The organism is Acinetobacter sp. YH16032, assembly GCF_013417345.1.
Classification (GTDB): Bacteria; Pseudomonadota; Gammaproteobacteria; order Pseudomonadales; family Moraxellaceae; genus Acinetobacter.
In genome coordinates, this window is record NZ_VPEE01000012.1 from 1 (window position 1) to 16,058 (window position 16,058).

The following is a 16,058-nucleotide window of genomic DNA, read 5'->3' on the forward strand; positions in this document are numbered from 1 at the left end:
GCGTGGATTTAGGAGAAGTTGCAACTTTTCTAAAAAGCTCGAAAATCATTTTAAAGCCTTTGATTTGACTTTCTTTTACCTTAATAACGGATTTGTTTAACGCCAGCATACTTTTTGAAACACCACCCGAAAATGTATCTAAAAAAAAGCGCCATAAGGCGCTTTTTTATGCACGAATCAGGCATTACATAATTTTGATGCCTTGCTGACCTGCTGGTGTTACTTTGAAAATTTCAACTTCAAAAGTAATATCTTTACCAGCAAGCGGATGGTTAAAGTCAACCTCAGTGATATCATCACCAACCGATTTAACCACACCATATAATGACTGCTTTGCTTTATCTTCAAACTCAATCATTTGACCTTCAGCAGGACGTTGCTCAAATTTAACAGTATCAAATTTTTGCACGTTCTCTTGGTTCCAAGGGCCAAAAGCATCTTCAGCAGGTAAACTTACTGTACGACGGTCCCCCGCACGTAAGCCAAATAAAGCTTTTTCAAAACCAGGCAATAAGCTGCCATCACCTATCACAAGGCTTACAGGTTCTTCGCGACTACGTGTATTATCAATTTCAACACCATTTTCAATGGCTACTGAAAAGTGTAAATGTACTTTTGAACCCGCTTCAATGCGAGTATCTTCATTTGGATTAATAAAATCAGTCATTTTGCGCTTCCGCACGTTGAATACGATGTTTCTCTAAGAAAAAAGTATCGATCAGCATTAAGATGGTACCTAAAGTAATGGCACTATCTGCAAGGTTAAAAGCAGGGAAGTGGCTATTGTTATAGTAGACATGAATAAAATCTACAACATAGCCTAAACTTACTCGATCAATAAGATTACCAATCGCCCCACCTAAGATGAGTGCGATGGCTAAAGGCAATACTTTCATGTTTTTTGGCATACGCATAATCCAAAACACAAAAATAACCGAGACAATTCCTGCAAGTGATGTAAAGAAATAACGTTGCCATCCACCGGCATCGGACAAGAAACTAAAGGCAGCGCCGTAGTTATGTAGTAATGTCCAATTTAAAAAAGGTAAAACAGGTACAGGGTCTGCATAAGTCAGATGTGTACTTGCTATCCATTTAGTCCATTGATCCAAAATAATGGCAACAATAGACAATCCTATCCACCACAAATTGTGGGGATAGAATTGGAATAAACCTTTTTTATTATTTTGTGGATTAGGCATATTTTCTCTCTTCGCCTTGACCTGTAGGGAGGTTAATAATACAACGACCACATAGTCCTGGATGTGATGGATGTGTATTCACATCAGGCAGAACATGCCAGCAACGAACGCATTTTTCGCCGTCAGCAGCAGAAACTTTCACATTCAAGCCTTCTAAGTCAGATACTTCACCTTGTGCTGCATCGAAACTATTGACCATCACTTGTGAAGTAATGAGAACGAAACGAAGTTCATCGCCTAACTTGTCTAGAACGGCTTTAAGTTCATCATTCGCCCAAAGCTCAACCTTAGCAGACAAGTTTGAACCCACAGTTTTCGCACCACGTGCTGCCTCGATAAACTTATTCACTGCCGATTTCACATTGATCAATGTTTGCCATTCAGTTTCTGATACGACATTGGCACTTGATGCAGTCGGAATATCATACCATTCAGCAGTGAAGACATATTTCTCAGTTTGACCGGGAATCAATGGCCAAGCTTCTTGTGCGGTGAACGTTAAAATAGGTGCCATCCAACGTACAAATGCTTGAACCAAATGGTACAACGCAGTTTGTGCAGAACGGCGTGCTTGAGAATCTGCTTTGGTGGTGTACTGACGGTCTTTGATAATGTCTAGGTAGAAACCACCTAAATCGTTGATACAGAAATTCGTTAGCGCACTTGTCACGATATGGAAGTTCATATCTTCGTAAGCTTTCTTAATGGTTTCTTGCACTTCTGAAGCACGTTGCAAGATGTATTGATCAAGTGCAATCAAATCATCAATCGCTAAGCAATCAGTCGCAGGTTGGAAACCATTTAAGTTTGCTAACAAGAAACGCAATGTGTTACGAATACGACGGTAACCGTCTGAGGCACGGTTAAAGATTTCTTTACCTGCGGTCATTTCATAACGGTAGTCTGCAGATGCAATCCAGAAACGAAGGCCATCAGCACCCATATCTTTAATGATGTCTTGCGGTGTGATGACGTTACCGATCGATTTCGACATCTTACGGCCTTTCTCATCGACCACGAAGCCGTGTGTCAACAAGCCTTTATACGGTGCGCGTTCGTTGATTGCCATTGAAGTCAACAATGAAGATTGGAACCAACCACGGTGTTGGTCTGAACCTTCAAGGTACAAATCAGCAGGGTCTTGTAGCTCTTCACGTTCACGAAGGACTGCAAAGTGTGTTGTACCTGAATCGAACCATACGTCTAAAGTATCTCGAACAGCATTATAGCAATCTGCATCATCACCGATGAATTCGCGTGCATCACGGTTATACCAACCATCAATACCTTCTTGCTCGATTAACTTCGCAACTTCTTCAATCAATTCAGGTGTACGAGGGTGTAACTCGTTAGTATCTTTATGAACGAAGAATGGAATTGGCACACCCCAAGTACGTTGGCGAGAGATACACCAATCTGGGCGACCTTCGATCATCGCTTGAATACGGTTTTTACCCCAATCTGGTACGAACTCAATATCATTTTCAATCGCGTTCAATGCACCTTGGCGTAGACCTTTGGCATCCATGCTGATGAACCATTGTGGTGTTGCACGGAAGATAATCGGTGTTTTATGGCGCCAGCAATGTGGGTAGCTATGTTTAATCACAACATGTGCCCAAAGTTTGCCTGCTTCAGTCAATGCTTCAATAATTTTTGGATTGGCTTTGTAGATGTGCTCGCCTGCAAAGAGTGGCGAAGTTGGTAGATACACACCATTACCACCGACTGGGTTTTCAACTTTTAAGTTGTACTGTAAGCCAACTTTATAGTCGTCTACACCATGACCTGGTGCAGTATGTACAGCACCTGTACCGCTACCGTCAGTCACGTGCTCACCTAAGATTACAGGCACTTGGCGTTCAGCGATCAGTGGGTGTTGCAGCACAAGGTTTTCAAGTTTTGCACCAGTGAATTCTGCAATGACTTCAAATGCGGTAAAACCATAACGCTGAGTAGCTGATTCAACCAATGATTTCGCAAGAATGAAGTTTTGAGGTGCTTTGTCTTCACCCGTTGCTTTCACAAGTTGATACTCAAGCTCAGCGTGTAATGCAACGGCTTGGTTAGCAGGCATGGTCCAAGGCGTCGTCGTCCAGATCACGATGTCAGTACGATCGGCAATGTCTACACCTAAGCGTGCAGATAAATCAGCAAGATCAACAACGCTGAAACCCACGTCGATGGCATCAGATTTTTTATCTTCATATTCAACTTCAGCTTCAGCCAATGATGAACCACAGTCTAAACACCAGTTGACGGGTTTAAGACCCGGCTCGATATGACCTGCTTTGGCAATAGCACCCAATGAACGCACGATGTCGGCTTCTTGTTTGAAGTTCATCGTTAAGTACGGATTGTCCCAATCACCAAACACGCCCATACGCACGAAGTCTTTCTTTTGCAGTTCAACTTGTGTGTAAGCATATTCACGGCAGGCTTTACGGAATGTAGAAGCATCTACTTTTACGCCGACTTTACCGACTTTTTCTTCAACTTTAAGTTCAATTGGAAGACCATGACAGTCCCAACCCGGTACGTATGGTGCATCAAAACCATCCATCACTCGGCTTTTAATGATGATGTCTTTTAAGACTTTGTTAACCGCATGACCTAAGTGAATTTGACCATTCGCATATGGAGGGCCGTCATGAAGCACATATTTTTTCTTGCCAATACGCGACGCACGAATCTGCTGATAAATGTTGTCGGCATACCACTCTTCTAACCATTTCGCTTCACGTACTGCGAGATTTGCTTTCATCGCAAAGTCAGTACCTGGGAGGTTTAGCGTGGCTTTATAGTCCACTGCATTTTCAGGAGTTTGCTTATCGCTCATGCAAGTTGTCTTCCAATTTAATCAGTCTAAAGCTGACGCGTTTTACAAAAATTAAGGAGTATTAATAAGGAAAGTTGGGGTTGTTTCGGCGAAACTCAAGCAGTTGCTCAACATCATCATCGATCCCAGCTTTGAGTGCTTCTAGCGAAGGATAATTCTTTTCGCCATGAACAAAGTTCAAAAATGTTACCCGCATTAACAGGCCATACAGATTAGCAGAAACATCAGGGAAATGTACTTCTAATCGCCACTCTGGATGTTCCTGTTCGATGGCTGGTCGGGTGCCGACATGTCCTGCACCGAAAAGGGCTGTAGCCTTATAACCAGCGATACCTGGATATCCGGCATTTTCATTGCGAACTTTGTCTTTTAACGATTCTGTTTCACAAATCACTTCAACACCATAGATGCCATGCAAACAGGGCTTATGGCGGTTTAGACGAACATTGATAGTTGGAAAGTTAATGGTGCGACCGATTTGATCACCATATTGAACACGACCCGTAATGCTATACGGACGACCAAGTAGCTCCGCAGCTTTTTTAAGGTCCCCTGTAGCCAAAGTTTGGCGAATTAAGGTGGAGCTAATACGCTCGCCATTCAGTTCAACGTTATCTAAATCGGTGACTTGAAAACCATAATCGCGCAAGAATTGGCTATTACCTTGACGGTTTTTCCCAAAATGATGGTCTTCACCGAGTACCAGACTTTGGGTATTCAGTTTGTATTTTAGAATATCAGCAAACTCTTCCGCACTTAAATTACGGAAAGTGTCATCAAATTTGGCAACAACAATATAGTCGATACCAAGTGCAGCCAAATGTTCCACTTTTTCACGTAATGAACTAATTCGTGGTGGTGCATCGTAACTTTTAAAATATTCTAAAGGCTGTGGCTCAAAAATCATCACCACAGTTTTTAAATCTTGTTGTTGTGCTATGTCTTTTAATTGCTGAACCATCGCCTGATGACCCAAATGAACACCATCAAAATTGCCAATGGTGACGGCAGTTTTGGGCAATTGAAAGTTGGGCGCTAAAGCATTCAGACGGAGTAGCTTCATGGGCGAAATGGTGACTAAAATTAATTTGGGCTATATATTGCCATATTCTCACAGTTTCGTCTTGTTGTTGTGTTTTTATTCAATACTTTTCTTATTCTAGATCAAGACGCTTGAGTCATTAGATCAAAGAAACTTTTATTTCGGGATATATTTTTGTCTAATGTATTCCATTCGAAATTTAATGAGTAAGTGATGTCTGATCTAGCCCTAATTATGGCCTTAGCAAGCGAATCTAAAGGATTATTCGAAGCTGAAAATATTGCAGTACATTACAGTGGTATTGGTAAGGTCAATGCAGCATTTAAAGCTTTTGAAGTGATTCAAAAAACGGGATGCACAACTTTGCTGAATTTAGGAACAGCAGGAAGTTCGCATTTTGATGCGCATTCCTTGGTTGAAGTAACAACATTTGTACAGCGAGATATGGATGTTTCACCGCTTGGCTTTGAAGTTGGTGTTACACCGATGGATCAGGAATTTCCCGCAGCGATTAACCTAGAGCCGTATTTTCAACATCTTCCCAAGGGCATTTGTGGGACTGGCGATAGCTTTGAAACTGGTGAACCTAAGGTGCCATGTCAGCTGGTTGATATGGAAGGATATGCGCTCGCCAAAGTATGTAAGAAACTTGGCGTTCGTTTGATTTCCGTGAAATACATTACAGATGGGGCAAACGACACCGCACATTTAGATTGGGAGGAGAACTTGTTGTTGGGCGCTCAAAAATTATTGGCTTTATATCAGAGTATGGAACACTAGATTTTGAAGATTTTGGCGACCATAGAAACTATGGTCGTATGCCAGAGATCAATCTCGAAGAGATTTAGAGAAACCAATTATGGTCGAGGTAAAATACCGTATAGCATCATATGGACTGTATGCTCAATGGTACGTTGATACATGGTGCGATTGCGCAAGGTTTTTCCCGTTACCATTTCAGTTTGGGTGCTAAAATCAGCATAGTTTTGTGTGATACCCCAAAGGTTAATAATTAAAACCTCAGCATCGATCTTGTCTGATATTTTGCCTTGCTCTTGCCACGTGGAAATGACTTTAGATTTGCGTTTGAAGAGTTTTTTTAATGGGCCTTTCAAAATTGGCAGGATATGTGGTGCGCCTTGGATAATTTCTAAAGCAAATAATTTTGATGCCTTATGTTGAGTACGGGAAACCTCAATCTTTTGCATGAGATATTGCGTGATCGCTTCAGCAGGCTCTAAATCAGCTTCCAACATTTGCAGTGGAGCTAACCATTTTTGCATGACAGTAGTCAGCACTTCGACATAGAGCGCTTCTTTATTTTCATAGTAATAGAAAATATTCGATTTGTGCATTTCCGCGAGTTGTGCAATTTCATCTAAGCTTGCACCACTAAAACCATACACAGAAAACACATCTAATGCAGCAGCTAAAAGCTGTTGACGTTTTTGCGTACTCTTCTTTTGTTCCATCTCGTCAGTAAATTATAAAAAGGAACCTCAAATTGTACGGCAAAACGTGCGATTTGTGCACAAGGATTAGGGCATTTGCAAAAGAATATGAAGAATAATTGTGTAGTTAAGTGATAAAACTAATAATAAGACACATGTACAATTTATTTGATAAACAAATACATATTACTCATGTGGGAAATGCTGATCGAGAATATCTTTTAATTTAATTAAAAAAAGCCATTTATCAGTACGAAAAGTGTCTAATTTTCCGACGAAAATTAGACACTTCCATTTACCTTATTCAACAATTCAGAATGTCATATTTTGTATCGCTTAAGTTGAAAGTACGGCTTCTAAAACTTGTTGTTCAAGCTCTGCAAATTTGACATTTTTTTGTCGCGGTCGTGGTAAATCTACTTTGAACTGATGTGCGATATGACCTTTATCGAGCAAAATAATACGATCTGCTAACTGGACTGCTTCACTGACATCATGTGTCACTAAGATGGTGGTGAAGCCTTGTTCTAACCATAGTTTCTCGATTAGATTTTGCATGTCTAAACGCGTAAGCGCATCTAAAGCCCCCAAAGGTTCATCAAGTAATAGTATTCGAGGGGTATGAGACAAGGCACGTGCTAGCGCTGCTCGTTGACGTTGTCCACCTGAAAGTTGTGCAGGCCAAAGTTCAGCTTTTTCATTTAAGCCAACTTTTTCCAATAATGCTTCAGCCTTATCATGCTGGGATTTATCTAAGCCCAATTGCACATTTTTTAAAATGCTTTTCCATGGTAATAGGCGAGGATCTTGGAACATGACGCGGATGTCATCAGCGGTAATACCTTCACGAAAGTTCAGTGCAGATTTAAATTTAATCTCACCATAACTCGGTTGTTCTAAATCCGCGATTAACCGTAACAACGTACTCTTACCACAGCCACTTCGACCCACAATGGCAACAAATTCACCAGGTTCTATATGTAGGTCTAAATCCTCTAATACTTTAACTTTGCCATAGAACTTGTGCAGTTGTTCAAGATTGATTTCTGCACCGATCTTTTGTGGAGCTGATCTGGCATGATCTGGAATGACATGTTCATCAGCGAGATTTGAAATACTTAAATCAGTCATACGCATTCCTATTTTTGATAGCCTGGATGCCAGCGTAATAAATATTTTTCTAAGGCAACCGCGAGTACATCCGCTAATTTACCAAGTAGGGCATACAGTAGAATCCCAACTAAAACGACATCTGTTTGTAAAAATTCACGCGCATTCATGGTCATGTAGCCAATTCCAGCTTGTGCTGAGATGGTTTCAGCCACAATTAACAGAACCCAAACTAAACCTAGTGCGAAGCGCAAACCAACTAAAATGGAAGGAAGAGTACCTGGTAAAATAATTTCTTTATATAACTGCCAGCGTGTTAAACCATAACTCTTGCCCATCTCGATCAGCTGAGGATCTACAGATCGGATACCGTGATACGTATTGATATAAATTGGGAAAAACACGCCAATCGCGACCAAAAATAATTTGGCAGATTCGTCAATTCCAAACCATAGAATCACCAATGGAATTAAAGCTAAAGCTGGAATATTACGGATCATTTGTAGGGTCGTGTCGAGTAACGTAGAGGCTACTTTAGATGAGCCATTTAACAATCCTAAAAATAATCCTAAGCCCCCACCAATCAGCAAGCCAATCAGTGCACGTCCCGCACTGACTTGGACATGTGTCCACAGTTCACCACTAAGCAATAGATGCCAAAAAGCCAAAACCACTGCGGTTGGAGCAGGCAAGACACGGCTTTCTAAAATGCCAGTGACTGAAGCAAGTTGCCAAATCACAATAAGAAAAATGGGTACTAACCAAGGCAACAAACGTTGCCCCAGTTGTTTGATTCCTCGAGAGAGAAAACCTTCAGCTTTAACCTCCTTGGTTTTACTCAACACGATAGAATGTTTTTGAGTTTTATCTACCGCTGTTGTCATGCCGGCTCCTGAACCTGATCTCCTTTTTTATTTTCTTCAGGAGTATAGTTATTCGCGACAATCTCACCAAAAGGACCAGTCAGATTAGGTTGAGTCAGTTTTTGGCGTGTTTCTAATGGCAGAAGAGGGAATACCAATTCAGCAAAACGAATTGATTCTTCAAGGTGCGGATAACCCGAGAAAATAAAGGTATTAATGCCTAAATCTGCATATTCTTGAATACGTGCCGCCACAGTTTCAGGGTCACCTACTAATGCCGTGCCTGCACCCCCACGGACGAGACCTACGCCAGCCCATAAGTTTGGTGACACTTCAAGTTTCGAGCGATCTCCATTATGAAGTTCAGCCATACGACGTTGACCAACAGAGTCCATTTGTTTAAATTTTTTCTGTGCCGCAGCGATGGTTTCATCATCAACATACCGAATTAATTCTTCAGCAGCTCTCCATGCTTCCTCGTTGGTTTCGCGGACGATGACATGTAAACGAATACCGTAATCTAGGGTGCGACCTTTAGCTGCCGCCTTAGCGCGGACATTTTCAATTTTTTCTTTAACCGCTGCTGGAGGCTCTCCCCAAGTTAAATAGGTATCTACTTGATCAGTTGCCAGTTCAACAGCATCATCAGAAGAACCACCAAACCACAATGGTGGATAAGGTTTTTGGACGGGTGGATATAATAATTTTGCATCATCCACGCTTAGACGTTCACCATGGAACGTGAAGCTTTCACCCGTATGAGAGCGTTTTAAAATTTCGCGCCAAATCGTAGTATATTCAGTCGCAGTTTTATAACGCGTTTTATGATCTTCATAGACGCCGTCACCTTTTAACTCTTGCTCATCACCACCAGTGACCAAGTTCAATAGAACACGGCCATTTGAAAGACGGTCAAAGGTTGCTGCCATACGTGCAGCCAGTGCAGGAGTGGTTACCCCTGGACGCAAAGCAACGAGAAATTTAAGATTTTTGGTGGCATCAATTAAACTTGCGGCAGTCAACCATGGATCTTCACAAGAACGACCAGTCGGGATAAGCACACCTTCATAACCTAGATTATCCACCGCCACAGCGATTTGTTTCATGTAGGCATGGTCGACAACACGTCCGCCTTTGCTTGTACCTAGGTAGCGACTATCACCATGAGTAGGAATAAACCAGAAAATTTTCATTACTTAAGTCCTTAATATGAGTTACTTACCAGTCCATACGACTTGGTTAATTTGTATCGGTTTAGGAATGATTTTGAGCTCAGCAAAGCGATCAGCCAGTTGTTGCTGATCTGCAATGACTTTCGCGGTTAAAGGTGCTGCATAAGATGGACGAGGTCGGCGCTGAACAAAGGTTTGGCTCACATTCGGCTTTAAACCTGTTGTTTTGGCAAAAATCGTTGCTGTAGTTTTTAAGTTCTTTTGAACCCATTGATCAGCAAGATTAATCTGTTCAATGACACCTGAAATCGCTTGAGGATGTTTGTCGATAAACTTGCCTGAAGCGAGATAGAACGTGTAATTCGGGCTCAGCCCTTGTCCAGTGGTCAAAACTTTTGCTTTATCTTCAAGCTCAGCAGCAGCGTAATACGGGTCCCAAATGGCCCATGCATCAACGGCACCTTTTTGGAATGCTGCACGTGCATCGGCAGGACTTAACCAAATTGGTTTTACCTCGCTCCATTGCAAACCTGCTTTTCGGACGGCTTGGACCAATAGATAATGTGAACTAGATCCACGATGTACTGCGACACGCTTGCCTTTGAGTTGTTTAAGCTGAGTAATGTTGGATTTTTTCGGCACTAAGATTGCTGAAGAAAGTGGCTTCGCCGCCTCATAAGCAATGTAATGCAAAGGTTTATTTCCTGCTTGAGCATAAACAGGGGGGGTATCACCTGTTGCACCAATATCCACTGAACCCACTGCAAGTGCTTCTAAAATTTGAGGACCACCAGGGAACTCATTCCATGTAATTTTGGCATTGGGAAATTCTTGCTCAAACAGTTTTTGCTGTTGAGCAATCACCAAATTTACGGAAGATTTTTGGAAGCCAATGCGTAATTCTTTCACTGAGGGATCAACAGCCCATGCAGCTGAGCAACCCAACATCGCACAGGCAAATAGCATCGTTGTCATTGAATGACTTGAGGTTTTAAACCAAGTGTGTGCTGTATTTGCTGATTGATATTGAGTCATGTTCATCACCTTTTCATGTTGTTATTTGGGTGTAGGCGCAATAATTGCGGCCTGAATATTGATTTTGTTTGGAATCAATTTCTGTTGATGGAATACATCGGCAACTTTTTGCTGATGTTGAGCAACTTCAGTACTAATTGGATAAACGCCGAAGCTCATACGTCCAATTGAGGTTTGAAGAATTTTGAAATCTAGACCTGTAGGCTTCACGAGTAGTTGAGCTGCTTCGTCTTTATTGGAAGCAATCCAATCTGATGCTTCATTAAGTTCTTGAACAACGGTTTGTATAATTTCAGGATTCTGTTCAACGAACTTACGATCAGCCATATAGAACTGGTAGTTATTGGCATTCCCTTCGCCAGAAGCGAGAACACGTGCGCCGATTTGATGCTCTGCTGCTGCAAAGAACGGATCCCAGATTACCCATGCATCGACTGCACCGCGCTCAAATGCTGCGCGAGCATCCGATGGTGGTAGGTAAACCAATTCAATATCATCAAGCGTCAAATGATTCTTTTCTAAGATCTTCAAGAGAAGATAATGAACGTTAGAACCTTTGTTTAACGCTACACGCTTACCTTTAAGTTGTTGAATATCTTTGATGTTCGAATTTTTTTGAACAATCAACGCTTCAGCGCGTGGAGTCGCAGGTTGATTTGCGACATAAACCAAATTTGAATTCGCTGCTTGGGCAAAAATAGGGGGTGCTTCACCGACTTCACCAAATGAAACACTGCCGACATTCAAACCTTCTAACAGTTGTGGTCCACCTGGGAACTCTACCCATTTCACTTGAATGTTTTGATCCTTCAAAGCGGCTTCTAATTCACCACCTTCTTTAATCACGGGCAGTAAGCCATACTTTTGATAACCGATATTTAACACTTGGGTTTTATCTTCTTTTTTTGAGTCGCAACCAGTGAGTAGCAAAGCACCTGTTAACGCAGAAGACAAAATGAGTGTTTTTTTCCAAAGATTAGCGTTAAAGCTGCTCATATTGAAAATCCTGAAAACTTAAAAATAAAAAAAATCAAAAAAATAAATGCGTCATGTAACGCGCCTAAGTTAATGAATTTTCTATTTCGTAAAAAATAAGAATTCAGGAATTCCTAATGAATAAAAAAGATAAAATTAAAAGAGAAAAAAATATCTAAAAAAATGCAAAAGGCTCAATCTAAGAATAACGATATTTTTGTTTCTAAGTTTATGAAATATATAAATATATATTAAAATATTAAATTGTGATAAGGATATGATTTGTATGAATATATCGAATGATTGTGAAGATAGTTCACCTAGGAATATCAATATATAAAAGAAAGATAAAGCAGTTCATAAGGGTGCAATAAAAAAGCCACTTTAGAGTGGCTTTTTACAAACAATTGAGTTTCTTTGGAAATTATAAAGTGCCTGACGCGCTTGTGGTAAGTCATCCACCGATGCTTTGACAAACCCTTGTTCCAAAAACCAATGTGCGGTTCGTGTCGTAAGAATAAATAACTGTTGGATATTAGACTTTTTTGCTTTCTCTTCTAAATAGTGCAAGATTTGGCTACCACGATTTGATTTGCGGTAACTTGGATGTACTGCCACACAGGCTATTTCTGCAGAACGAATTTCATTTGATTCAGTTGGTATTGGATATAATGCTGCACAAGCCAGAACCATACCGTCACGTTCAATCACAGCGAAATGATCAATTTCATTTTCCAAGCGTTCTCTAGAGCGGTATACCAAAATGCCTTCTTGTTCTAATGGGCGTAATAAACTGATTAATCCACCGACATCCTGAATCGTCGCTGTGCGGACTTCTTCATAATGTGCATCGGTGATCATCGTGCCATGCCCATCACGAGTAAATAATTCTTCGATTAATGCACCATCATGTTCATAAGATAATAAATGAACGCGGTTAACGCCATTTAAAGAGGCTTCCTTGGCATTTTGTAAATGCAATGCCAATTCATAATTTTGCTCTAAAGCAACGTCAATATGTTGATCTAGCTGATGCGGGGTCACTTCGCGCAACAACTGCTGTGGGCTTTGCATTAAACCTTGTTCGGAACCGAGAAAAATGAGTTTATCGGCACCGAGTTGGATAGCTGTTTTGGTCGCCACTTCTTCAGCAAGCAAGTTATAAACTTCACCAGTGGTTGAATAACCTGAGGGGCCAAGCAATACAATATTGTGATTGTCCAAATGTTTTTGAATCGCATCTGCATCGACTGAACGCACTTCACCGGTAAGTTGAAAATCGATACCGTTACGAATGCCATAAGGTTTAGCTGTTATAAAATTACCAGATACCACATCAATGCGAGCACCATACATGGGTGAATTTGCAAGTCCCATAGACAATAAGGCTTCGATTTGTAAACGGATTGAGCCTACGGCAGACATGACCGCACCTAATGAGTCACGTGTTGTTACTCTACGATGATTATGAAAAGGACTATCTAAATTCTTCTCAGCAAGATTTGCACTGATTTGTGGTCGTGCTCCATGAACCAGAATGAGTCGAATGCCGAGAGAATGTAAAAGGGCAATATCATGAATAATATGTTGAAAATTTGGTGATTGAACTGCTTCGCCGCCAAACATTAAAACGAAGGTTTTATTACGATGGGCGTTGATATACGGCGCTGAGTTTCGGAACCAATGCACATATTGCTGTGTCATATTTTGAGTTGTATCTATTGAGTCCGATTGCATGCATGTACCGATAGAAGCGGGAAGTGGTCATCAGATTCTAAACAAAAAAATGATTTTCCACACCTGCATTAAAATAAAGACATAAAAAAGCCCAAACTGAGTTTGGGCTGAGTGCAGGGAAGATCAATTTGAGAAGATCTAGGAATAAGCTTATCCGATGATACGCACGATGCGATCTGTACGCTCATTCACTAAGACATAGTCTCCATTAATTTTGTACCACTGCTGGTTACGCGCCGCTTTAGGTAGATTCTTCGCTTGACGATCACTTAACTCAAATTTTGAAGAGTTGAATTGACGTGGTAACTGTTGACCTACTCGCCATTGACGGCTTGGATTTACATTTTGGAAGCCACGATTTTGTTCATAGCGGTCATGTTGATATTTCCCAGGCTGACCTTTATTCCAATGCGCTGGTGGTGGAGTTGGTTTTGAATAGTGACGACCATCGTCATGTGGACCAGCCATCGCAGATGTTGCCAATAAACCACTCATTGCTAATGTAAGTACTGATACTAACTTTTTCATGTGGGATACCTCTAACTTTGTTATTTATCCGATATCGCTAAAGTACAAAATGATTTGAGATAAACCGTGGAGAGATATAGTCAATTTGTGAAATGTATGAAGAAGTGATGAAGATGAATGATTAGGATTGAACTCAACAAAAAACCCGACATGAAGTCGGGTCGATTTAAACGTCAAAATTAATCTTGCTGGATTTTCAAAATGCTATTGCTGTTTGAATCCACCAGAATAAAGTCATTATTCACTTTGTACCATTGTTGGTTTTTACCAGGTTTTGGTAGGTTATGATCTCTATATTCGGTTTTATAACTATTGCCACGATAGTGTTGAGGCATGACGTAGCCAGTTTGCCATTTATGTTGACGTAAACGTTTTACGCCACGCTCTTCTCTGTTTTTACGACGATCTTGGAACTCTTGATCTGATGAAGCATCATGTTGAGTACGTTTCTCAAATCCTTTACCACGTTCACGTGAACCTTTATCTTGGTAGTCATCAGAGTAAGGAGCAGCATTGGCAATATTTGCTGTAAATATTGCACTTAAAGATAATGTCAAAACTGTCATAATCTTTTTCATATTCCGCCCTCGTTGACCTTATAAATTGGGGTTCACACTAATGTACTGAAAAAATGCAGAGAAACTGTGAAGATAGAATGTAATTTAGATTAAAAATAACGAGATAATAAGAACATATTTTAATAGGAATGAAAATAGAAACCGATGCTTTAGCTGAGCAATCAATGCTTTGAGCAATTTTAAATTTTGAATCCTAATATGATTTTTAAATTGTAAATATTTTAATAACACAGAAGATGATTTTCTTTTAAATAAGAAAAATCATCTGATCCGTTTCATCTCAGTGCCACTGATTATGATATTCTTGCAATTGTTGAATAGCTTCGATAATGATCCACGCAGTTTCGGCATGATCTAAACCTTGAACTAATGAAGCATCCAACTGTAACTGTTCGATCGTTTGGATCGTTGATAATTTTCGAGCTTGGTCTGCCATATTATTTCCTTATAAAAGTGTTGAATTTCATGGCATTGATCATAGTTAAAATTTATAAATATAAAAAACCGAATATTTTTCTTAATTTAATCTAATTATTCGATTAAGGTTCAAATCAAATGCTTAAAAGACAGCATAATTTTTTATATCGATAAACTTAGCGTATGTATAGACTTTTGTTATAGTAAGAACAATTTTAAAGCAACACTAGGAATAGGTTATGTCTGTCGCTCCGCGTATTGGGATTTTAGGTGCTGGTGGCCGTATGGGTCGTACATTGATTCAAGCAGTTCAAGATGCTGGTTATCAATTAGCAGCAGCGGTAGAGCGTCCAGGCAGTAGCCTTATTGGCGCGGATGCAGGCGAATTAGCGGGTATTGGTACACTTGGTGTGAAAGTCGTGGGTGATATCCAAGATGTTTTAAATGATTGTGATGTATTTATTGACTTTACTGCACCAGTTGCAACTGAACAGCATTTGAAACTGTGCCGTGAGGCTGGTGTTGCATTAGTGATCGGTACGACAGGAATGAACGATGAGCAAAAAGCATTTTTAGATGAAAGTGCAACGATTGCTCCTGTAGTCTACGCAGCAAACTACTCCGTAGGCGTGAATGTATCCATTAAACTTTTAGAATTAGCATCTAAAGTCTTTGGTGACAGTGTCGATATTGAAGTGATCGAAGCACATCATCGTCATAAAGTTGATGCGCCATCAGGTACTGCTTTAATGATGGGTGAGGCGATTGCTGATGCATTAGGTCGTGATTTGAAGCAAGATGCGGTGTATCACCGTGAAGGACATACTGGTCCTCGTGAACGTCAAAGTATTGGTTTCCAAACCATTCGTGGTGGCGATATTGTGGGTGAACATACGGTAATGTTTATTGGTGAAGGTGAACGTGTAGAAATCACACATAAAGCCACGAACCGCATGAATTTTGCTGCAGGTGCAGTACGTGCCGCTGCTTGGGTTGTCGGTAAAGCACCGAAAAAATATGACATGAAAGACGTTTTAGGCTTCAACGATATCAAAGTTTAAGTTTAAAAATACTGCGTGATCATCTAAATAATAATGTGAAATATGAAG

Annotated in this window: 16 protein-coding genes and 1 pseudogene; 3 read left to right on the forward strand and 14 right to left on the reverse strand. The window is 40.5% G+C overall.

Translation table 11 applies throughout. The features are described 5' to 3' along the window. A pseudogene (locus FTV32_RS08020) lies at positions 1-100 on the forward strand (IS1 family transposase); the annotation flags it as partial. Between the two features lie 84 nt (positions 101-184). Here FTV32_RS08020 and FTV32_RS08025 read toward each other — a convergent pair. The 4 genes from FTV32_RS08025 to ribF form a co-directional block, all read right to left on the reverse strand. Next, positions 185-667 (reverse strand): peptidylprolyl isomerase, encoded by a 483-nt coding sequence (locus FTV32_RS08025; RefSeq protein WP_035270560.1) that lies wholly within the window; start codon positions 665-667, stop codon positions 185-187. Further along, on the reverse strand, positions 660-1,202 hold the full coding sequence (lspA, locus tag FTV32_RS08030; protein WP_035270556.1) for a signal peptidase II: 543 nt from the start codon (positions 1,200-1,202) through the stop codon (positions 660-662). Before lspA ends, FTV32_RS08025 begins: the two co-directional genes overlap by 8 nt. Continuing rightward, positions 1,195-4,041, reverse strand: a complete 2,847-nt coding sequence (gene ileS, locus FTV32_RS08035) for an isoleucine--tRNA ligase (RefSeq protein ID WP_035270553.1) — start codon at positions 4,039-4,041, stop codon at positions 1,195-1,197. The genes lspA and ileS overlap by 8 nt, the downstream gene beginning before the upstream one ends. Before the next feature lie 61 nt (positions 4,042-4,102). Further along, positions 4,103-5,104 carry a riboflavin biosynthesis protein RibF gene (gene ribF / locus FTV32_RS08040; RefSeq protein ID WP_035270549.1) on the reverse strand — a complete coding sequence of 334 codons (1,002 nt, stop codon included), beginning with the start codon at positions 5,102-5,104 and terminating at the stop codon, positions 4,103-4,105. Between the two features lie 189 nt (positions 5,105-5,293). Between ribF and FTV32_RS08045 the strand changes: the two genes are divergently transcribed. Then, positions 5,294-5,863: a 5'-nucleosidase gene (locus tag FTV32_RS08045; protein ID WP_171076810.1), complete on the forward strand. Its 570-nt coding sequence runs from the start codon at positions 5,294-5,296 to the stop codon at positions 5,861-5,863. Between the two features lie 77 nt (positions 5,864-5,940). Here the strand turns inward: FTV32_RS08045 and FTV32_RS08050 are convergent, their stop codons facing one another. The 10 genes from FTV32_RS08050 to FTV32_RS08095 form a co-directional block, all read right to left on the reverse strand. After that, on the reverse strand, positions 5,941-6,555 hold the full coding sequence (locus tag FTV32_RS08050; RefSeq protein WP_035264923.1) for a TetR/AcrR family transcriptional regulator: 615 nt from the start codon (positions 6,553-6,555) through the stop codon (positions 5,941-5,943). Between the two features lie 315 nt (positions 6,556-6,870). Next, positions 6,871-7,665 carry an ABC transporter ATP-binding protein gene (locus FTV32_RS08055; protein ID WP_035264921.1) on the reverse strand — a complete coding sequence of 265 codons (795 nt, stop codon included), beginning with the start codon at positions 7,663-7,665 and terminating at the stop codon, positions 6,871-6,873. 8 nt (positions 7,666-7,673) lie between these two features. Beyond that, complete coding sequence (ssuC, locus tag FTV32_RS08060; RefSeq protein ID WP_373683325.1) at positions 7,674-8,528, reverse strand: aliphatic sulfonate ABC transporter permease SsuC; 855 nt, start codon at positions 8,526-8,528, stop codon at positions 7,674-7,676. After that, positions 8,525-9,700, reverse strand: coding sequence for an FMNH2-dependent alkanesulfonate monooxygenase (gene ssuD, locus FTV32_RS08065; protein ID WP_035264919.1), 1,176 nt, complete (start codon positions 9,698-9,700; stop codon positions 8,525-8,527). The genes ssuC and ssuD overlap by 4 nt, the downstream gene beginning before the upstream one ends. Positions 9,701-9,721: 21 nt before the next feature. Further along, positions 9,722-10,654, reverse strand: a complete 933-nt coding sequence (locus FTV32_RS08070) for a sulfonate ABC transporter substrate-binding protein (RefSeq protein ID WP_228133222.1) — start codon at positions 10,652-10,654, stop codon at positions 9,722-9,724. A gap of 81 nt (positions 10,655-10,735) precedes the next feature. Further along, positions 10,736-11,710 (reverse strand): sulfonate ABC transporter substrate-binding protein, encoded by a 975-nt coding sequence (locus FTV32_RS08075; protein ID WP_035264914.1) that lies wholly within the window; start codon positions 11,708-11,710, stop codon positions 10,736-10,738. Positions 11,711-12,073: 363 nt separating this feature from the next. After that, positions 12,074-13,426, reverse strand: a complete 1,353-nt coding sequence (gene argA / locus FTV32_RS08080) for an amino-acid N-acetyltransferase (RefSeq protein WP_035264904.1) — start codon at positions 13,424-13,426, stop codon at positions 12,074-12,076. 150 nt (positions 13,427-13,576) lie between these two features. After that, positions 13,577-13,954 carry an RcnB family protein gene (locus tag FTV32_RS08085; protein WP_035264902.1) on the reverse strand — a complete coding sequence of 126 codons (378 nt, stop codon included), beginning with the start codon at positions 13,952-13,954 and terminating at the stop codon, positions 13,577-13,579. Between the two features lie 179 nt (positions 13,955-14,133). Continuing rightward, complete coding sequence (locus FTV32_RS08090; protein WP_035264899.1) at positions 14,134-14,532, reverse strand: RcnB family protein; 399 nt, start codon at positions 14,530-14,532, stop codon at positions 14,134-14,136. 280 nt (positions 14,533-14,812) lie between these two features. Continuing rightward, entirely contained in the window at positions 14,813-14,968 is a 156-nt protein-coding gene (locus FTV32_RS08095; RefSeq protein ID WP_171076739.1) for a hypothetical protein, read from the reverse strand. A gap of 220 nt (positions 14,969-15,188) precedes the next feature. Here FTV32_RS08095 and dapB point away from each other — a divergent pair, with 220 nt between their 5' ends. After that, positions 15,189-16,010: a 4-hydroxy-tetrahydrodipicolinate reductase gene (gene dapB, locus FTV32_RS08100; RefSeq protein WP_035264896.1), complete on the forward strand. Its 822-nt coding sequence runs from the start codon at positions 15,189-15,191 to the stop codon at positions 16,008-16,010. Positions 16,011-16,058 lie beyond the last annotated feature (48 nt).